The sequence below is a fragment of the Calidifontibacillus oryziterrae genome, assembly GCF_000331575.1.
Lineage (GTDB): Bacteria > Bacillota > Bacilli > Bacillales > Bacillaceae_J > Calidifontibacillus_A > Calidifontibacillus_A oryziterrae.
Map to the genome: position 1 here is coordinate 75,607 of NZ_KB223527.1, position 20,616 is coordinate 96,222.

Annotated in this window: 21 protein-coding genes; 2 read left to right on the top strand and 19 right to left on the bottom strand. The window is 36.7% G+C overall.

The window, feature by feature from the left end; all coding sequences use genetic code 11:
- Positions 1 to 230: 230 nt before the first annotated feature.
- From D612_RS0108840 to D612_RS18155, 16 genes are all read right to left on the bottom strand, one after another.
- The gene (locus D612_RS0108840) at positions 231 to 1,310 is read right to left on the bottom strand and encodes an ABC transporter substrate-binding protein (protein ID WP_017755099.1); all 1,080 of its coding nucleotides are present in this window, start codon (positions 1,308 to 1,310) and stop codon (positions 231 to 233) included.
- 135 nt (positions 1,311 to 1,445) lie between these two features.
- The gene (locus D612_RS0108845) at positions 1,446 to 2,528 is read right to left on the bottom strand and encodes an ABC transporter ATP-binding protein (protein ID WP_017755100.1); all 1,083 of its coding nucleotides are present in this window, start codon (positions 2,526 to 2,528) and stop codon (positions 1,446 to 1,448) included.
- A gap of 119 nt (positions 2,529 to 2,647) precedes the next feature.
- Positions 2,648 to 3,430, bottom strand: coding sequence for an ABC transporter permease (locus tag D612_RS0108850; RefSeq protein WP_017755101.1), 783 nt, complete (start codon positions 3,428 to 3,430; stop codon positions 2,648 to 2,650).
- A gap of 1 nt (position 3,431) precedes the next feature.
- Positions 3,432 to 4,280 carry an ABC transporter permease gene (locus D612_RS0108855; RefSeq protein ID WP_034726509.1) on the bottom strand — a complete coding sequence of 283 codons (849 nt, stop codon included), beginning with the start codon at positions 4,278 to 4,280 and terminating at the stop codon, positions 3,432 to 3,434.
- Positions 4,281 to 4,471: 191 nt separating this feature from the next.
- Complete coding sequence (locus D612_RS0108860; protein ID WP_017755103.1) at positions 4,472 to 5,341, bottom strand: carbon-nitrogen hydrolase; 870 nt, start codon at positions 5,339 to 5,341, stop codon at positions 4,472 to 4,474.
- Positions 5,342 to 5,430: 89 nt separating this feature from the next.
- Positions 5,431 to 6,528, bottom strand: a complete 1,098-nt coding sequence (gene aguA, locus D612_RS0108865) for an agmatine deiminase (RefSeq protein WP_017755104.1) — start codon at positions 6,526 to 6,528, stop codon at positions 5,431 to 5,433.
- Positions 6,529 to 6,721: 193 nt separating this feature from the next.
- Positions 6,722 to 7,375, bottom strand: a complete 654-nt coding sequence (locus D612_RS0108870; RefSeq protein WP_017755105.1) for a response regulator transcription factor — start codon at positions 7,373 to 7,375, stop codon at positions 6,722 to 6,724.
- Entirely contained in the window at positions 7,350 to 8,414 is a 1,065-nt protein-coding gene (locus D612_RS0108875) for a histidine kinase (protein WP_017755106.1), read from the bottom strand. The genes D612_RS0108870 and D612_RS0108875 overlap by 26 nt, the downstream gene beginning before the upstream one ends.
- A gap of 188 nt (positions 8,415 to 8,602) precedes the next feature.
- Positions 8,603 to 9,742, bottom strand: coding sequence for an MBL fold metallo-hydrolase (locus D612_RS0108880; protein ID WP_017755107.1), 1,140 nt, complete (start codon positions 9,740 to 9,742; stop codon positions 8,603 to 8,605).
- A 39-nt stretch (positions 9,743 to 9,781) separates the two neighbouring features.
- On the bottom strand, positions 9,782 to 10,351 hold the full coding sequence (locus tag D612_RS0108885; protein ID WP_017755108.1) for a sulfurtransferase TusA family protein: 570 nt from the start codon (positions 10,349 to 10,351) through the stop codon (positions 9,782 to 9,784).
- A gap of 27 nt (positions 10,352 to 10,378) precedes the next feature.
- Complete coding sequence (locus D612_RS0108890) at positions 10,379 to 11,167, bottom strand: sulfite exporter TauE/SafE family protein (protein ID WP_017755109.1); 789 nt, start codon at positions 11,165 to 11,167, stop codon at positions 10,379 to 10,381.
- Between the two features lie 107 nt (positions 11,168 to 11,274).
- A complete protein-coding gene (locus D612_RS0108895) occupies positions 11,275 to 11,889 on the bottom strand; it encodes a DUF1641 domain-containing protein (protein ID WP_017755110.1) in 615 nt (204 codons plus the stop codon).
- A gap of 29 nt (positions 11,890 to 11,918) precedes the next feature.
- The gene (locus D612_RS0108900; protein WP_017755111.1) at positions 11,919 to 13,058 is read right to left on the bottom strand and encodes an NAD(P)/FAD-dependent oxidoreductase; all 1,140 of its coding nucleotides are present in this window, start codon (positions 13,056 to 13,058) and stop codon (positions 11,919 to 11,921) included.
- Positions 13,059 to 13,166: 108 nt separating this feature from the next.
- Entirely contained in the window at positions 13,167 to 13,400 is a 234-nt protein-coding gene (locus tag D612_RS0108905; RefSeq protein WP_017755112.1) for a sulfurtransferase TusA family protein, read from the bottom strand.
- Between the two features lie 269 nt (positions 13,401 to 13,669).
- Entirely contained in the window at positions 13,670 to 14,905 is a 1,236-nt protein-coding gene (locus tag D612_RS0108910) for a DUF438 domain-containing protein (protein ID WP_017755113.1), read from the bottom strand.
- 563 nt (positions 14,906 to 15,468) lie between these two features.
- Positions 15,469 to 16,377 (bottom strand): DUF4392 domain-containing protein, encoded by a 909-nt coding sequence (locus tag D612_RS18155; RefSeq protein ID WP_017755114.1) that lies wholly within the window; start codon positions 16,375 to 16,377, stop codon positions 15,469 to 15,471.
- Positions 16,378 to 16,694: 317 nt separating this feature from the next.
- On the opposite strand from D612_RS18155, the gene D612_RS0108920 reads away from it, so the two are divergent.
- Positions 16,695 to 17,579 (top strand): LysR family transcriptional regulator, encoded by an 885-nt coding sequence (locus tag D612_RS0108920; RefSeq protein WP_017755115.1) that lies wholly within the window; start codon positions 16,695 to 16,697, stop codon positions 17,577 to 17,579.
- A 294-nt stretch (positions 17,580 to 17,873) separates the two neighbouring features.
- Here the strand turns inward: D612_RS0108920 and D612_RS0108925 are convergent, their stop codons facing one another.
- On the bottom strand, positions 17,874 to 18,662 hold the full coding sequence (locus tag D612_RS0108925) for a DODA-type extradiol aromatic ring-opening family dioxygenase (protein WP_017755116.1): 789 nt from the start codon (positions 18,660 to 18,662) through the stop codon (positions 17,874 to 17,876).
- A gap of 35 nt (positions 18,663 to 18,697) precedes the next feature.
- Complete coding sequence (locus tag D612_RS0108930) at positions 18,698 to 19,135, bottom strand: PaaI family thioesterase (protein ID WP_017755117.1); 438 nt, start codon at positions 19,133 to 19,135, stop codon at positions 18,698 to 18,700.
- Positions 19,136 to 19,389: 254 nt separating this feature from the next.
- Between D612_RS0108930 and D612_RS0108935 the strand changes: the two genes are divergently transcribed.
- Positions 19,390 to 19,893, top strand: a complete 504-nt coding sequence (locus tag D612_RS0108935; protein WP_026092451.1) for a DinB family protein — start codon at positions 19,390 to 19,392, stop codon at positions 19,891 to 19,893.
- Positions 19,894 to 20,041: 148 nt separating this feature from the next.
- Here the strand turns inward: D612_RS0108935 and D612_RS0108940 are convergent, their stop codons facing one another.
- Positions 20,042 to 20,458 (bottom strand): PaaI family thioesterase, encoded by a 417-nt coding sequence (locus tag D612_RS0108940; RefSeq protein WP_017755119.1) that lies wholly within the window; start codon positions 20,456 to 20,458, stop codon positions 20,042 to 20,044.
- Between the last annotated feature and the right edge of the window lie 158 nt (positions 20,459 to 20,616).

A 20,616-nucleotide genomic window follows, 5' to 3' on the forward strand; every position in this document is an offset into this window, starting at 1 on the left:
GTAATTTATTTCTGATTATCATTACTGTTTTTCGTTCTGTTATTTACACTGTTTTTCGTTCTCCTATTTACACTGTTTTTCGTTCTGTTATTTACACTGTTTTTCGTTTTGCTATTTACACTGTTTTTCGTTCTGTTATTTACACTGTTTTTTTGCTACTACTTTCGCCCCAAAGGTACTTACTGACCATTTAGCTATGTTATTTACCACTGATATTTATCTGTTTTTCATTACTGTTTAATTTGTGACCATGCCTCATCATATAAAAGAGTTGCTTCGCCAACGTCTTTTAAAAACCAGCCATTATCAAGGGCACCTTGCGGTACTTCAATTGATTCTTTAATGTCCTCAGGTAATAGCTCTAACGCTTTAACATTCGGATTGCCGTATGGGTATTCCTTAGAAATTTCAACACTGATTTCAGGTCTTAAAATAAAGTCGATGAACTTCAGCGCATTTTCTTTATGTGGCGCTCCTTTTACGAGCAAGAAGTTATCTTGCCATATATTCATGCCGTTTTCGGGATAGACGATTTCAATTGCTGGATTTTCCTTTTGTGCTAAAATTGCCTCAGCGCTCCATACGATTCCGGCTTTAACCTCTCCGCTAATTAACAACGTTTTTGGACTGTCACTATCAAAGGCTTTTATATTAGGATATAATTCAAGCATTTTTTCCTTCGCTTCATTAATTTCAGCTTCGTCTGTTGTATTTGGCGAATAACCTAGCATCGCTAAAATACTTCCTAAAATCGTGCGCTGATCGTCAAGTAATACAAGGCTGTTTTCAAACTCAGGTTTAAATAAATCCTCAAAGCCCGTAACATCCTCTTTGACTAAATCTTTGTTGTAGGCAATAATTGCACTTCCCCACATGTAAGGAACGGAATATTCATTTGTAGGGTCCTCATCGATTCCCATAAAACTCTCACCAATATTGCTAAGATTTGAAAGTGTGCTTGTATCAAATTTTTCAATTAAGTCTCTCTTAATCATGATATCTACGAAGTTAGTAGAAGCAACGGAAAGATCATACCCCGTATTCCCTGCTGAAAGTTTCGCTAGCATTTCTTCATTTGACGAATAAGCATCATAATTAACTTTAATACCAGTTTCATCCTCAAATGCTTTGATCACACTCTCAGGTAAATATTCAGACCAGTTAAAAATATTGACAACATTTTCGGATGAACTAGAATTGTTCCCTTCTGCTTTTTCAGAACCACCACCATTACAGCCTGATAAAAATGCTGCGAACACAACAAACATAGCCAACAAAAGTAAGCAGCGGCTTTTTGTCATCTTGTTCATACATTTCCCTCCAAATTCACTTATTAATAAGTTAGTACTAGCCTCTTCATTCATACTTATGTCCATACAAGCGGCAATATTTCCGTTTTCAAAGGAATCGAACGGAATTTTTTTGCAGCTGTGAAATAACTAGTTTTATTGCTTCATTACAATTGAGCTAGTTATCGACCATGATAAAAATACTTCATCCCCATGGTTTTTCAGGAATGATTCATCATCACTACTTTCATTCACAACAATTTCCTGACCGTTATCTAACACAATAACAAGCTTTGTAAGCGAGCCTACATATATTCTTTCTTTTAACCGACCCCTTAGCTTAACATGATGTTGAACGATTGAGTCAACTGTTGGTACGACTTTGATTTTTTCCGGTCTAACCGTTAAATAAATTGTTTCTCCTACTGTTAATGCGTCATTTTTTACAATAACGCTACTAATGCCAAGATTCACAATTGCTTCATCACCGACAATTGTTGTAACCTTACCGGCAAATAAATTGGACTCCCCGATAAAATCAGCAACGAATTTCGTTCGCGGCCTATCATATATGTCCCGCGGAGTTCCAACCTGCTCGATGCTGCCTTGATTTAGTACGACAATTCGGTCAGACATTGTTAATGCTTCCTCTTGATCATGGGTGACATATACAAACGTAATGCCTAGCTGCTGTTGAAGGTGTTTTAATTCAATCTGCATTTGTTTTCGTAGTTTTAAATCTAATGCACCAAGGGGCTCGTCAAGTAATATTACCTTCGGTTTATTCACTAACGCTCTCGCGATAGCAATGCGTTGTTTTTGCCCGCCACTTAATTGATCCGGTTTGCGGTTGCCGAAGTCAGGCAATTGTACTAGCTTGAGCATTTCGTTTACTCTTCCTTCAATTTCACGCTTCGCTATCTTTTTCATTTTTAAACCAAAGGCAATATTGTCAAAAATATTTAAGTGAGGAAAAAGAGCATAGCTTTGGAATACAGTATTAACCTCTCTTTCATGTGGTTGTTTATTTTCAACAGGCTGACCATCAAGCAGTATCGTTCCATTTGTTGGCATTTCAAAACCGGCAATCATTCGCAGCGTAGTCGTTTTTCCACATCCACTTGGACCTAATAATGTTAAAAATTCTCCTCGATTTATATTAAGCGAGATGTCATGAACGACTTTTGTTTCTCCATATTTTTTTCCGACATTTAGTAGTTGTACCATGTAATTGGACATAAAAAACCTCCTTCAAATGAGTTGTTGAATTTCAAGTTATCGTCCTTTTCTCAGTGATGAACGTTCATCTCATTTTTTTATAAAATTTAGACCCATCAATCGTTAAAACGGTAATGTCATTATATTTTTTGCTTGAACCGAATTCCTTCAGCTGTTAAAACGATGACAAGTGTCACAACTAGCATGATCGTCGATAAAGCATTAATTTCCGGAGTAACACCAAACCGTACCATTGAGAAAATTTGAAGTGGCAGCGTTGTACTTCCTGGACCAGCGACGAAAAAACTAATAATGACATCATCGAGCGACATTGTGAATGCTAGTAAAGCGCTTGCAATAATCGCTGGACTAATAATTGGTAAGGTAATCATCCTGAAGGTTTGCCATTCATTCGCTCCAAGATCCATTGCTGCTTCTTCAACAGACTTATCAAAGCCTTGTAATCTAGCACGGACAACTACTACCACATAGGGGATACAGAATGTGATGTGGGCTATGATGAGTGTCCAAATTCCTAATGGAATTTTTGCAATTGAAAAAAAAGCTAATAAAGCAATACCCATTACAACTTCAGACATAACTAACGGAATATATAGTGCTCCATCAAGCGCTGTTTTCCCTCTGAAGTGGTAACGATACATCCCAATTGACACTAATGTCCCAATCATTGTTGCAATAATCGTAGAGACGATCGCCACAATAATCGTAATTTTTGCTGCTTCGATCACATTGCTGTTAGACCATAATGTCGCATACCATTTTAAGGTAAACCCTTTCCATACGGCATTTATCTTTGAGTCATTGAATGAAAATGCGATCAAAATAAAAATTGGCACGTATAGAAATGAATAAATAAGAACGCCATAAAGAATGGCAGGCCATCGTGAAAGCTTAGAAAGCATTTTAGATCACCCCAGTATCATCTTTTTTACCACCAGAAATTCGCATATATATAGCAATCATAATAAGTGTAATAAGCATTAATATGATGGAAACAGCAGAACCGAACGGCCAATTTCGAGCCGTTAAAAATTGATTTTTGATTAAATTACCGATCATCATCGTTTTAGCCCCACCCATTAAATCAGGTATAAAAAATAAACCCAATGTTGGAATGAAGACTAACAATGATCCAGCAACAATCCCTGGCATTGTAAGTGGAAGAGTAATTCTGAAAAACGATTGCCATGGTTTTGCTCCAAGATCACTAGCCGCTTCCAGTAAGGCCTTATCCAATTTTTCAATTGATGCATATAAAGGTAAAATCATAAATGGAAATAACGTATATATTAAACCAACCAGCACTGCACCCTGATTGTAAAGGAGCTGTAGTGGCTCACTAATCAATCCAATATGCATCAGGACGGTATTAATAACACCTTCCGTTCTTAATAAAATGATCCAAGCATATGTCCGAATCAATGAGTTTGTCCAGAATGGAACGATAACAAGGAATAGTAAAAATGTCCGATACTTAAGAGGTGAACGGGCAATGATATAGGCAAATGGATATCCAAAAATTACACAAGCGAGGGTTGTAATGGTTGCTACTAAGATCGAGGTGAAAAATACTTTCAAATATAAAGTGTCAAAAAATTGCAGATAATTTCCGAACGTAAACGTATAGTCAATTCCGCCATATACCCCCCTTTTCATAAAACTTACAAGTAACACTAATACAAGCGGTATAAATAAAAAAGCAAGTAGCCAAATGACCGTTGGGGTAATTGTCCAAACAGGACCGGATTTCAATTTGAATCTTCGCTCGCGCTGAAGATGTGGAGCTGGTGAAGTCGGTGAGACTGTCGTCTCATTTTTCATTGCTTATTCCCCCCTTATATTTGGAATTGCATCTAATAACATAGAATTCGCCAATTTATAAATTTACTAATTCAGTTCACTTATTACATAGATATTTTTACAGAACAATTATACTGCGACGACTATTTTAGAACTCGTTTCAAAAGTTCGCCGTAGCTATCAGGGCGGCGGTCACGATGAAATTGGAAAATATGTCGGGAAGATTTTATTTCTGCAAAATTTACGTCAGCCAAAATAATTTCATCGTCCTTTGTTTCAGCTTCCATTATGACAGTTCCCCATGGGTTGCTTACAAAACTTCTTCCAAAGAAATCCATATATCCTTCTGAGCTGTATTCTCGACCAACACGATTTACGGCAGCTACAAACATATTATTATGAATTCCGTGAGCACGAATCGCATCAATCCAAGTTTGAGATGTATCTAAATCTGGATTATCAGGTTCAGAGCCAATTGCTGATGGATAAAATACAATGTTGGCACCTTTTAATGCAAGAATTCTTGATGGCTCTGGAAACCACTCATCCCAACAAATTAACACGCCAATCGTTCCAAACTTTGTTTCAAAGACAGGATAGCCTGTATCTCCTTCAGTAAAATAATATTTTTCAATATAGCTAGGACCTTCAGGAATATGGTGCTTACGATATTTACCAAGGTTCTTTCCGTCTGCGTCTAAAACGACGACAGTATTAAAATACAAACCGTCCAAAACGTATTCGTAAACTGATGTAAGAATGACAACGCCCAATTCCTTAGCTAATTCTTGCATTCTATTCGTTAGTGGTCCTGGGATCGGCTCAGCTAACTCATATTTACTAACGTCAATTGTTTGCGGAAAATAAGTGGTGGCAAACAACTCCTGCGTACAAATAATATTCGCTCCTTTTTCAGCCGCGGCTATGATCATTCCTTCAACTTTTCGAATATTTTCAATCGCATTTGCAGAGCATTTATGTTGTAGCAACGCAATTTTTACAGATGAATTCATCTTCAGAGAACACCTTCCTTTTTTAATAAAAAGTCGTAGAGACTAGGAATATAATTAATGACCTTAGAACTGGTTTTCAATTCGGAGTTTTATGCTTTTGGGAGCTGTTGTGTAATACAGTGAATATTCCCCCCACCTAAAGCAATTTCTCTAGTGTTAATTTGGATTATTTTCCGATCTGGAAACAGCTCTTGAATTTTTGCAGCTGCTTCTTCGTCACGTGGGTCTCCAAAAGCTGGTACAATTACTGCTCCGTTGCAGATATAACAATTCACATATGTCGTCGCTAACTGCTTACCAGCGGAACGATCATAGCTATTTCTGATTCTATCAATCACATAAGCTTCTTCTTCGGATATCGTAACTTGTTTAGGAATGTGAATTTTATGAATTTCTAGCTTTCTTCCTCTCGCATCATGCGCTTCCTTTAACACCTTATATGCATCATTTAGCACTTTATATTGAGGATCGTTTTCATCATCCGTCCAGCTCATCCCAACAACACCAGGCTTTACAAAAAAGACAACCTCATCTACATGACCATCGGTTTCGTCATTTACCATTCCATGTTCCAGCCAGATGATTTTCTCGACATTTAAATAATTGGATAAGATTGTTTCAATCTCTTGTTTACTTAGAGATGGATTACGATTCTTATTTAACAGACATTGTTCTGTTGTAATTAATGTACCTTCTCCATCAACGGTGATGGATCCACCTTCTAAAATAAAACCGCGCAAATCATAGCGGTCAATCCATTCCATTTCAAGAATCTTTTGTTTTACATGAATATCCATATCCCAAGGAAAATACAATCCCCCATCCAAGCCACCCCAAGCATTAAAACCCCAGTCAATACCACGAACACATCCTTGATCATTCTTGACAATTGTCGGCCCAATATCCCTCATCCAAGCGTCATCCGTTGACAACTCTACAACTCTTATATGTGCCGGTAATACTTCTCTAACATGCTCATATTGACTAGAATTAACACACATCGTAACAGGCTCAAAGTCAGCAATCGCTTTCGCAACTTTCGCAAACACTTCTTGTGCCGGTTTTGCCCCTAATCTCCATGTATCTGTTCTCATTGGCCAAATCATCCAAGTTCCGGCATGCTCCTCAAATTCTCCTGGCATGCGGTAACCGTCTAGCTTTGGTGTGCTATGAATTGTATTTGCCATAAAAATACCTCCAGCATTTAATACATTTTGCAACGTTCCGATGATTGATCAAACTTAACATTTATCAAACTAAAAACATACCACTTGTCCCCTTTATTTTTTTATATTAGTATATTGTGGTTTTTATGCTTAAAAGGAGAGCAGTAGCAAAAAAAAATAGAGCGCTTAAACGCTCTACTCTGATTTTGTTTTATTATAAAGTCAATTCTAAATACTTATTATTAATTCCATACTTAATCAGTTCATGTTTGTTCGATAAGTTTAATTTTTGCATAATTCTAGCTTTGTGATTTTCAACTGTTTTCGGACTAATATGTAATTTTATACTCATTTCTTTATTAGAAAAACCAAGCATCGTTAACCGTACAATTTCTTTTTCACGGTCTGTTAAAATCGAATTATGAACTTTAGACGTAAGATCCTTTTGTGTCCACCATTTTTTAATTTGCTCAGCAGGAATTGAAGTTTTATAATAAGGTTTTCCATTGTGCACGGTCGTTATTGCTTCTGATAGATCCCTACCTTGGCTTTTCTTTAATAAATAACCATGTGCTTGAACTTCGATCGCTTTTTTCACATAAGCTTCTTCATCATACATAGTTAAAATAATGATCTTCGTAGATTGTAGCTGCTCACGAATTTCTTTTGTTGCTGAAAAACCATCCAAGCCATTCGGCATCGATAAATCCATTAAAATAACGTCGGGTTTCAGGCGATGTGCAAGGCTTATTGCTTCCTCGCCTTCATCCGCCTCACCTTGAAAGGAGATATTAGGAAACGTTTCAATAAGCATGCGAATTCCTTTACGTATTAGAGCATGATCATCTACTAACAGAACTTTGATCATCTTCCTCAACCTCCTCGCTATGATCTAATGGGAAAACAGTTTTAATTTCGGTTCCTTTTCCGATTATCGATGAAACTGTTAATGAACCAAGTAATTGGTGGATCCGTTCCTCCATATGTTTTAGACCAAGTCCATCACCGACTTGTTTAACCTCAAACCCTATACCATCGTCTTTTATAGTCAAGTTTATCTTTTCTTCCTTTTGCAATAAATGAATGAAGACATTCGATGCTTTTGCATATTTTACAATATTATGAAGTGCCTCTTGAATAACTCGGTACACATTTATTTCGATATTCGATGCTAAACGAAAGTCAATATTCGTCTCCAATTGAAACTGAATTGTTGGAACCGTTTTTTTCCACGACATTAATAGACCTTCTATTGCAGGGATTAGGCCGAGTTGATCAAGAATTTGCGGACGGAGTTGGTATGAATATTGTTTAATATCAGTGGTTACTCGATCTAACTCTTGTTTAATTTCGTTAAAATAATCGACTAGCCTTTGATCAGATAAGTGAGCTTCAATGGCATCTAAAGCTAAAGAAATTGAAAATAACGATTGCCCAACTCCATCATGAAGCTCCTGAGCTAAACGCTGATGTTCTTTTTCCTGTGCTTCAATTAGTTTTTTAATCATTAATTTTGATAATCGTGCTTCTTCATCCTTTCGCTTTGATTCTTGATCACGCAAGACGAGTAAAATTTCTGGGTTTTCTGGATCATTATCGTCAAAAATTAAGGCTGTACTCATTTCAACTTCAATATTTCGGCCATGATAGGTTGGCATTTTTGATAAAAAATAAGGAACCTCTTGTTTTGATACTAACAAGCATCGTTCTTCATCCGGCTTTACTTTTCGGGATTGGCAATATGTACAATAGGGAACAAAACCGCCAACCATCCATCCGGTTAGAAGTTTCGCTGAAGGATTCATATGAAGGATTTCACGTTGTTTATTCATGATGATAATACCGTCTTGAAGATGATTAAAAAACCGTTTAAAATAAATTACCTCTGGTTTTTGATCATATATCAATATACTCCCCACCCTATATTTTCAAGTTATTACCATTATATAAAAAATGCTGTTAAAATAACAGCATTTTTTGAATATTCCGACTTTTATTATAATTCGAGTTATCGCATCCGAGTCCTTCATTTATCATGAACTAAATTTAATAAACGTTCATTTTGCCTCAACAATACAAATACATTTCCTTCGATTTAACCTGCATGGACATGATGCACTGCGCAACGATTCGGTCCTATCTCATACTCTGCAATTTCTTCTTGAGACACATGCTTGATACCTTTATTAACAGCTAAAATATTTTCAAAGTTCGGCGGTGTGCTCGTAGCTGCTGATTTCGCAACATGTTCGACAAACTCATCCTCTGTTTGTCCTTGCATAATCTCATTTTGCTTGCGGATGTTTCCAAGAGTATTCCCAATAAAACCGTCCTCATTTACTTCACTTGAGAAATCGGCGTAATGAGCTGGTAACACAATGACATCATCAGCGATTTTTGATACTTTTTCATAAACAGTATTGTAAAGGTCTTTCGCCCATTCTCTCGCTTTACCACCGAGGTCTGGACGACCTAAGCCACTGACAAAGATCGTGTCTCCTGAAAATAGAATTTTGTCATTCACAAAAAACGATACACTCCCTGGAGTATGTCCCGGAGTTTTTACAGCTAAAACTTCAATACTAACGTTTTCAACGTCAATTTTTTCATAGTTTTCTAATGGTTCGAATTCAAATATTGCACCTTCACTCTTCATTAAATAAAATTTCGCATTACATCGCTTTGCAAGCTCGTAACCACCTGAAATATGGTCTGCATGTAAATGTGAATCAAAAATATGGGTGATTTTTACCCGTTCTTTTTCAGCTAACTCACTATACATATCAACAAACCGCAGCGGCTCAATAATAATTGCCTGTTCGCCTGAAACGATCATATAAGACAAGCAGCCTTTGCCAACCCGAATGAATTGATAGATTTTCATATTCGCATCTTGATAGACAGTTGTTTTATATATGTATTCACTCCAAGATTTCATGCCGCCTTCCAAATATGCTGTATCAAAACCTTGTTCATTTAAAAGCTCAGCCACATATTTAGAAGAGCCTTCTTGAGCACAAACAACTGCTATTTGTTGATTTTTTGGCAGCTTGTCATTAATCAGCGTTACATCCTCGATTAATACAAAATAAGGTACATTTAAATGTTGCACAGTACTACCTTCTATTTTCCAATCCTTAAAATCGTCTTCATTACGAACATCAAGAATGAATAAATTCTTCTTTTCAACAATATTGTCATTAATTTCTTTTGCAGTAATAGCTACAACTGACATAGCTCATCATCCTTTCATTTATATTTTGCTACACGATAGTTAATCAGAGAGTTCTCCATCCCATTCGGACATTCCGGGAAGGACGTTATAAACATGTTGAAATCCAGACTCAGCCAATAGCTGACATGCAAAATCACTGCGATTTCCTGTACGACAAATTACAGCATATGTCATCTCTTTATCAAGTTTACAAAGATGATCCTTTACTTCTCCTAACGGAATATTAAGAGCGCCCGGAATATGACTAATAAAAAACTCAATTTCTTCACGAACATCAATCAGAATAAATGATTTACCATCTATAACATTTTCTTTTAGATCGTGATTGAGAACTACTTTCGGATGTTTTTTTGCTTCTTGCCTTACCGTTTGAGGAGCCTTTTGAATATAATGTGCAACATAATCCTCCTTTTGATTAGATGATAAATACGTATCACCTGTTTGGCTTGTCCACTTCTTTAATTCCTTTTCGGCATCCTCATCTGTTGTCAAAATTTCAAGAATTTCCAATTCGCCAATTTGTTCAAGAGCTTCCTTAGCCTGAACTTGTGGAAGCGGACATTTATAGTCTTTACAATTTAACGTTTTAACTGGTTGTACTATGTTCATTTTTCCCCCACCCTAAAAATAAAAAATCTAAGAGAATAGAATTTCTGTCCAAATTTTTACTACAGTTCCAAGTATCAGTAACAATAAGATGCTTTGAAGAACCTTTGTATTCATTTTTTTGCTCACCGTTGCTCCAAGTGGAGCAGCAATTAAACTAGCAATAACCATAACTACAGATGGAATTAAAAGCATGTGTCCACCGAGAAACTTTCCAACTGTCGAACCGATGGAAGAAAAGAAAGTAATCGCCAACGATGAGCCTATTGCTACTCTTGTCGGTATTTTTAATAGCACTAACATAACTGGAACAGTGATAAAAGCACCAGCAGCACCAACAATCCCGGCAACGATTCCTATTACTCCTGATGATAAAATGGCAAGTCCTTTGTTAAAAGTAAGCTCTGTTCGATCATTAAGCTCATCCCCTTTTTTCGGAAATAGCATCATGATGGCTGCTGTTAACGCAAGAATGGCATAAACAAGATTAATCACATTGTTCGGTAAAAACTTCGATCCATAACCACCAATAAAACTACCGATTATAATTGAAGCCCCCATATAAATGACTAACTGTTTATGAATATAACCACCTTTTTTAAATACAAACATTGCCGCTAGCGTTGCAAAAAATACTTGTACTGCACTGATTGCCGATACTTCCTGGGCGGTATAGGCAGCAAAGCCAAAAAAGGGCGGAAGGTAAAGGAGCATTGGATATTTAATAATTGATCCGCCGATCCCTACCATCCCTGATATAACTGATCCAATAAATCCGATGAAAAATAGTACTGTGATTAAATTAATATCCATTTCCATTAAAACCAATCCACCTAACTTTTTGTACGTCCGGAAAATATTGTGTCGTTTACGTTTATAGGAAATACTATCAACTCACGATATTTGTACTGACCCTAGATTTTGGATTATTTTGTAACGTTTAAGTTTTTGAGGAATGCTAGCCCAAAATGAAGAGCTTGCTGGACCTCTTTTTGCTTTATTACTTTTAGCAATCCAAGAGCTGATATTGCTGGTGGATTCACTGTTTTCAAATCCTCAACCGTTCTATCTATCGCTTCAAGCATTGTCGGCGTATGTTTAACAATTGGTGAAGCGGTAATTTTATCACCTAGTTCAAGCAATGGAACAGTACTTTGAACAAGATGTTGAATCGTTGACTCTGTTAACGCATCTGTAAAGACGCCGAGGGCTTCTGCCAATTCAAACAGTCGATCAAGAGTTCCATTTTTTTGCAACACTGCAAGTCGGTCAAGAACAGCTAACAGCTCGATTAACTGGTCAGATTTTTCAACTACAATTGAAAGGAGATTAGTGACACGTTCGTCACCGAGGTAGTTTAATAAGTCAGATGATTTTTCTGCCTTTTCAGTTAAAGAAACAATTGTTTCTTCCGTCATTGTATCGCCGACCATTTTTACTAAATTCATAGTACGCACGAATACGGGTAACATCTCGACAAGTTCATTTTGAACATCTTCAGTTATACGTTCACTTAATGGAGTCTTTGTTGCATCCACCATTATTTTCACCTCACTATTTTCATTACTTCTTACATGATTCCTTTCAAATTAACCCAATGCCCACTGTTGTAAGCTGCTTTTGCATAATGAACCATTTTTGAAGGTGTAACTGGCTTTGGTGGATTATCATAGTCAAACGTAATATATGTTGCTTTATTTAAGCCTGTTTCAATAAAACAAAACACTTTTCCATTGTAATGCTTATTTCCAGGCAAGCCCTTCACTTTCGCTATTAAGTTTTCGGCAAGAATTTCAGATTCAAAGTGTGCGGTTGAACCAGCTTTACTAATTGGCAAATTAGTAGCATCCCCAACAACAAACACATCATCCTTATTTTCAAGATTTAATTTATTACGGTTAACTGGTAACCACCCGCCGTTATCGCCTAGCCCTGCTTCACGAATGACATCCGCTCCTTTATGTGGCGGTATCACAACTAACAAATCAAACGGCAACCTATTCCCGTCCATACTGACGATTTCTTTCGTCTTTGCATCAACGTGATCAATCATAAAAAATGTTTCAATAGAAATATCTCTTTCCCCAAATTCCTTCACAGCAAGTTCCGCAACAGACGCAGTTCCATATGGACCAGCAAGAGGATAGGCATATGTAATTTCAGTTTTTTCCCTGATTCCACGTTGTCTAGCCCAATCTTCGAACATCATTGTAAATTCAAGCGGGGCTACGGGACATTTGTGAGGCAAGCCAACAGCAACAACAACTTTACCACCCTCAAATTTGTCCATTGCATCGCGAAGCTTTAAGGCACGATCCATTTCATAGAAAATATGTCCTGCTTCATCTAAACCAGGAATGTCGACGCTTTGTGGATGTGAACCTGTCGCAATAATTAAATAATCATAGGTTAGTGTTTTCCCATTTTTTAAAGTTACAGACTTAGCAGTCGTATTAATTCCTGTTGCCTTATCAATGATTAGTTCAATCTTTGAATCTAACACCTGTTCAATCGGACGGATTAAATCCTCAGGCTGTTTTAAATGAAAAGGAATATATAGATAGCCCGGCTGATACACATGGTAGTCTTTCTCACTAATTACCGTAATTTTTACTTCTTTTTCAGAAATTTCATTAGCTAAACCCTTAGCTAATTTGTTTCCAAGCATTGTGCCTGCTGTACCGCCGCCAATTATTAAAAATTTTTTCATTATCCATCCTCCAATTAAGAGATTTTAAGTATTACTTTTGATGTAAATCCCTACATATCTAGATGTTATTTAAGTTATCGTTTACTCATTATTGCAAAGCAGTGATGGTTATTTAATTTTTACGATTAGCTTATATGCATCTTCTGCCGGTTCTTCCCCTAAAAATTCATGTCCCATTTTATTTGCCCATGCTGGAACATCTTTTCGTGAGCCGGGTTCATTTGTTAACAATTCTAAGATTGTTCCACTCTCTGCTTCTTTCGCTGCTTTCATTAACTCTAACAATGGGCCTGGACAAAACGCGCCTTTTGCATTTACTAATACTCTCTTTTCTGTTGCCATATAAAAAATCCTCCCTTTGTTACAAATTTGTGAACTTCTTGAGTTCCATTTTATTTGTATGCGCTTTCAAAAAGAATAGGGGTTTACCCCTAATTTCCACTATAATCATTGTGGCAATTTGTCTAATTGTGTTGAAATAATGATAGTTGGCCAAATTTTTTTGCAATAAAAAACTCGACTGTTGTCGAGTAAAATTTTCCGTTAACAATTAATTTATTATAAGCAATCATACTATTAAATCCGCGCTTACGATTTGTTATGATGATTCTTTAAGATAAAATTCGCTTTTCACCTTCAATAGCCTTGATCGGATCAATATTTTGGGTAAATTCTAGCGTACCGATATAGTCGCCATTTTCATCGCGGACTGCAAAGTAACGAATATACACATACTTATCTCGAAACTTGATCCAGAAATCCTCGCAGTCCTTCTCCCCTGATTTAAAGTCTCGAAGCAATTCCTCAACTACATGGACACTTCTTGGTGGATGGCAGTTTTGCACTGTACGACCAATAACGGCTTTTGTACGTGCGAAAATTCTTTCCGTTCCATGGGAAAAGTAACGGACAACATCATCCTTATCAATGAAAGTAATATCTACTGGCAAATGATTTAAAAGTAACTCTAACTGCTTTAATGATAAAACTCCCGTTTCGAACTTAATATAACCATCTGAAATGATTTTTTCATCCAGCTCTTTTCTTTCCGGTTTCCACTTAGCCGCAGATTCGATTAAACAAAAGCCGATTTCATCACTCTCAGATGCAATTTTACCCCATTCATCCTCTGTAAAATTCATCAACGCCATTTGAAATAATATCGTCTCTTCACGATAAATCATATCAACGATTTCTTTCATGAAATAAAGGATATTATCAACAACTGCTAATTTCTCACCATTATAATTCTGCAACTTTTTCTTAGCATCCTTGATAGAATCACGAATGAAATCATCAATTCTCCACATATTGGTTGTAGGCCCAAAAATACCGTACTTCTCCAAATATGGAAAAATTAAATTTTCCTTCCGACTGTAATGCTTATCGATATCTAGTAATAAATTCAAATCTTCGAGGAGCTTGTATATGTTTTCCGGACTATCTTCCTTTTCAAATTGCTCCAAATGCAATCTTACTTTATCATCAAGAAGATTTGCAATTTCCCTGTTTTCAAGTTTAAATGTATGAACAGGATGGCCTCGTAGTTCTTCAGGTTTATTTGGTAGCTCTGGTTCAGCTATTGCTCCCTTTAAAATTTCAGTATGCTGTGAATAAATGCGCTTCACTTCTGAAAGATCCATTCCACTTTCCTCGGAAAAATCATGCTGTAGCTGAGACATCTCCTCGATTGTGACTTTGCCAATTTTTTTTGCAAAATCAGCTTTTACTTCATCTACATCTTTTCCATTTTGAAGATCACTAAATATTTGTTTTAATAACGCTAAACGTTCCGGCTGTACTTTTCCATAAATGTCTTGCTCTCGATTATTTATCATTTCACTCATTGTGTTGGTCCCCTTTATTATATTGTTAGTTCTATGAGTAGCGTATTAGTGAGAATTTTTCTCTCCATCCCTCATAAATAGTAGCATTGAATAAAAGGACACAAAGTGATTGCCATCACATGTCATACTCATCCTTCATTGTTCTGGGGTAGAAAGGCTTTTTTAGGCTATTAGCAAATAAGAAATTAACGTTTTAATTACAAACTCAATCAGATAGCTACATGCTAGCATGAAGTATCAAGTGCTATTTTTAACTTGAACAGGAACAATAGCTATAAGCTCCCTGATTAGCGAGTATAAACTAAGAGCGCATCGACTGAGATAAAGAAACACGTCGAGGGACGAGTCGATGTTGCCTTATCGCAAAAGAGATGAGGGAAGTTTACTAGTCGCTGGGCGCTGGAGCTGGACGACTACTCTCTGTGCTATAGTATTTATCCACAGGATCAAATTTTAATTTCCTTAACAGCAAAAAAGCACTCTATTTCGAGTGCTTTTAAGTAGTACCCCTACTACCGTGATTCTCTCTAATGCTTTTTCTCTTAATCTATTACTTTTTAAGTTTAACCGACATTACTTTTCCCTGCGATCATTTGTTCTTGGTCGAAGGTTCTAATAACTGCTTGTAGATTCGATATAATTTCCTTATGTTTTTCCAACGGAAGACCATCCACTGATAGCTCTCGCCTGCTTGTTTTTCCATCTACTGCCCCTGCTTGAACAATGACACGAAGGAGATGTTTTTCATCAATGGGTTCATGGAGAAGCACTTGTCTGTTAAGACAAGACATGCAAGCAACTAGTCCGTATGCTCCCCAATTTGACACACCTGCAGTGATAATATAATTGACGTGAGTTATATTGGCAATCCAGCCATTTTTGAGACTCTGAAAAAGAAATGGATAAAGGTTTCCCATACCGATCTCATTCCCACCATCTCCTATTCCAATTGTAGTAATTCCTTTTTCACGAGCTAATACAAACAAAGAATCAAAGCGAGCCATCGGTTCATTTATAGGATTTCCAGCCATATTATAATAGTTCCCGTCAATTGCTATACCCATTTGTTCGATGGCAACCAAATGGGTAAGCGATTGATTATGTAGGATTTTTGGAAAACATTCTACTTCTTCCCCAGGCTCGACTACTATTAATTCAGTATTTAGGTTTAATGCTGCTATTGCCTTTTGTAAAATATTCTCATTAAACGGACTTGTCATTACTGTTACTTTTGCATTTAATCTCTCAAGAGCTTGGGCTAAAATTACAGTACCTAATGGTCCATCTGTTTCACCTGTTTTCATTTTTTCAATATAAAAACCGCTCACAATTACAACATGTTTCGCCGTTTGAAGAGATTGGGCAGCAAGCAGTAGTTCATTCTTTTTAGCAAACGAAGTAATATTACGACCCCCAGCATCGTCCCAAATTATTTTTTCAATCTTTTCAATCGTACTAAAAAAATTCATCATCTTTTGTTCTCCTGACTTCCTTTTGTCTATTGTTTTTGAAATAATATATAGTAATTACGAAATTAATAGATTCTAGTAAAAAAAACTATAGGCGCCCTGATTAGCGACGTATAAACTAAGAGCGCATCGACTGAGATAAACAAAACACGTCGAGGGACGAGTCGATGTTGACTTATCGCAAAAGAGATGAGCGAAGTTTACTAGTCGCTGGGCGCTGGAGCTGGATTCCAAAGCGCAAAATTATAGGCTTTCTTCTCTTTCGAGAAAAAACATCACTCCCTATTTCGATCTTTAAATAAAAAATGGAGGAACCCGTCTTGAACATCGATCACATTGAAGCATTTGTATATGTATTTTTGTTAGGAAGTATTAATCGTGCAGCTGAAGCCCTCTACCTTACGCAGCCGACGGTATCCGCTAGAATTCAAACACTTGAACGAGAATTGAATACAAAGTTGTTTAACCGAGATGGAAAACAGCTTACTTTATCCGATAAAGGTAAGCAATTTCTTCCATATGCCCAAAGCATCATTCAAACGTATCAAGAAGCAAAAATTCATTTGCAAACAAGTACTTTAACCCATAATGAAATGACGATTGCATGTTCACTATCTGTTTCAACGCATTTAGTTCCTGAGATTATGGTTCAGTTTCGCAAGCAATTTCCTAATGTTTCCGTTCGCATATTAACCGGTCATTCCAACGATGTGCTAGAAAAAGTTGTCAATAAAGAGGTCGAGTTTGGCATTGCGCGAACCGTTACACACCCAAATATCGATACCGTTTTGTTTCATGCCGATCCAATTGAATTATTCGTTAATCCCGATCATCCTCTTTTGCTAAAGGACCAAGTTTCTCTCGAAGATATCCATAATGAGCAGCTAATTTTTTTCGAGCATGGTTCAATCGATTGGCTGATGATTTATGGCTTATTTGAAAGTAAACGATTGAATCCAAATGTAATCTTAGAAGTTGATAGTATGGAAACTGCAAAGAAAATGGTAATGGCCGGGATTGGCATCAGCTTTTTGCCAGAATCTTGTGCGCGCGAAGAATTAAAGCAAAATCAGCTTTGCAAAATTTCTATTGCTGATAAGCCACCAATAGCGCGCAATATTGATTTTATCTTTTTAAAGGGGGAATACCGCTCCCCATTCCTTGATTTCTTTATGCAACATAGTCTATTGCAAAAATTGAAATAGAGTATTGTAGCAAGAATAGTGTTTACCTAGAATCACTAAACACGAAATGCATGTCCATTTCTTTAATATATTGCATGAAGATAGATTCCAATTACCTAGATGTCTTTATTCAAAGCTAATATTTTGAAAGCCAAAAAAATAATATGAACATAATGTAGCATCTTTTTTCTATTTAAACTAATTGAGATTTTCAATATCCATATAAAAATTTTTTATAAGTAAAAAAATATAATGATCTATATAATAAAGCCAGATCCCTCATTAAAAAGGATCTGGCTTCTAACATTTATTAACCTAAATCTCTCCAAATTGCCAGACGCTATGGCTAAGGCTTCCGTATTGGTAGCTACGGTGAATTAAATTTGCACTTTTTTCATGATCAGCCGAACCCATAGCATAAAATAATGGGACAAAATGCTCGTTTCCAGCTGGTGGCACTGCTATATGCGCGTTAGGGGCAATAGAATCGTACCGAAACAAAGATTGTGTGTCCCAAGTATGCAAATGGTTTTTCAACCAATCATCGAAATCAACGGCCCACTGATTAGCATCCCCCTGCTGGTTTCCCCAACGTAACGCTCTTAAGTTATGAACTGTCCCCCCGCTCGCGATTATCAAAACATTATCAGCTCTTAATTCAGCTAACGCCTTACCAATTTTATACTGTTCCTCAGGTGAAAGCTTTGGATTAACAGACATAGATATTACCGGCACATCGGCACTTGGAAATAGAAGTCGTAGAACAACCCACGCTCCATGATCTAAGCCGCGCTTTGTCTCTATATCAAAGTGAATTCCTTGATTTAAAAACAATTGTTTGATTTGTTCGGTTAGGTTCCGATCTCCTTTCGCTGGATATTTAATTTGATACATTTCATCCGGAAACCCATAAAAGTCATAAATCGTATCATAGTCATCAACTTGGCTCACCTTTTGAACATCAGATAGCCAGTGAGCTGAAAAGAGAATAACCGCTTTAGGTTTAGGTAATTCCTTTCCAAGAGACGTTAAAAACTGTGTGTACTCATTGCTCTCGATTGCTAACGTTGGTGATCCGTGAGCAATAAAATAAGCTGGTAGCATTCAATCCTCTCCTTCTGACCATCTCATGACTAAAGTCACGAGTGTTCTGGGGTAGTTACGAAAATCATTACAGATGACACTACACTTGCAACCTTTTTATCATTTTGAACTAAATCAGCCGTAACATACGCAACTTTTTTCCCTAATCTTTCCACTCTTGCTTCAACATCAACCGTACCTATAAATGTTGGGCGATGAAAGGTAGTATGAAGATCTATCGAGGAGAATGTATAATCATCTGCTAATTTCGAAGCAACTGCATACGCCATCATAATGTCTGCAGCTGATGTTAAATAACCACCCATCACTACACCGATCCCATTTAAAAACCGTTCATCCACTTTCCAAACACCTCGTGCTACTCCGTCTTGTGCATAGGTTGCTTTAATTTGTAATGTTACGTCGCAGTTTGGTGGGACTTTCCCCTTCGTAGCTACTTCAACTAAGTCTGATGGTTGATATGTTTTTTTCATATAAAATCTCCTCTCAATTTCAAAAATCGGTACTTCAAAAATATGATAATTATCGTAGGTACTCCTGTTGGAAGATGTCCGTTTGTTTTCCTAATTATTTGATAATTCTATTTTTTTTAATACTTTTAGTCAAGTTCATTCAATGGTCGTTTAACTAATAAGGTTCATTTTACGTTTAAGTAGTACATAATTTGTCCAATAAGAATAATGAAGAATTTCATTTTGATTTTAAATGATTAGGAGGATGTTTGATGGTGTATCACACAATTGAAGAGTTCATTAATGATTGGAATAACGAAGCAATTCTAACGCAAAACTTACTTGATGTTTTAACTGACGAATCGTTGAAGCAACAGGTTATCGAGGAAAATCGTACTCTTGGGAGACTAGCATGGCATATCGTTACCTCGTTACATGAAATGATGTCTCGAACCGGTCTTACATTTGAAGGAGTTGAGCACGATCATCCTGTACCGGTGTCTGCTAAAGAAATTGCGGATAGCTATCGGATTACAAGTGACAATATGTTGAAAGCCATTCGGGAACAATGGACAGATGACTCGTTACAAGAATTGGATGATATGTACGGTGAGAAATGGCCAAAAGCGGTTACGTTAACAGTTATAATTAAGCACCAAATTCACCATCGGGGACAAATGACAGTGTTAATGCGTCAAGCTGGGCTTATGGTTCCTGGCGTCTATGGTCCTTCCCGTGAGGAATGGGAAGCAATAGGCATGACTGCACCAGAAATTTAAATTTTTTTGGGAATCAATATTGTTTGATTCCTATTTTCGTGAAAAAATTTGTTCACGGGAATCATTCTGCCCTTTTGATTCCCGATATTGTGAAAAATCAACTCGGCAAGAATCATTCGACCGTTTGGATTCCCGATAATATTTCCCTCTATATCATAGCAAATGTACCGGTGGCCATCGCAATTAAATTTCCTTCAGAGTCCCACATGCGAGATTCAAGAAATGAAATTCTTCTGCCTTTTTTTAAAAACTTTGCTTCACATATCAGCTTACCTGATTTAACTGCTTTAAAATATTGTACTTTCATTTCGGCAGTTAAAGCTGCTCCTACAATTTTTTTACAGAGATGCCCCATCGAAACATCAAGAACAAAAGAAATGACTCCACCATGTAAAATTTGATGTGGATTGTGCATAAAGTCTTCAACCTCAAATTCAACGGTACATGTTTCATCCGTATATGTAAAATTTAAATCAAAGAACCTCGCCAAAAAGTATTTCTCATAATCATTATCACAATTTTCCTTTGCTTTCGTGTACTTTTCGTCTGCTACTAATTTGTTCACCCTATTAACCCCTTTACCTTCTTGTTCTGTATCTTTTTTTTGTAATATACTTAGTATAGTACCATGATATCGTATTTTATGTAATAACTAGAGAAAGTCGGTCGAAATAGTTGTGTTTTCCCTAAGTAAAAATAAAATCTAAAATGAAGGTAAAAGTT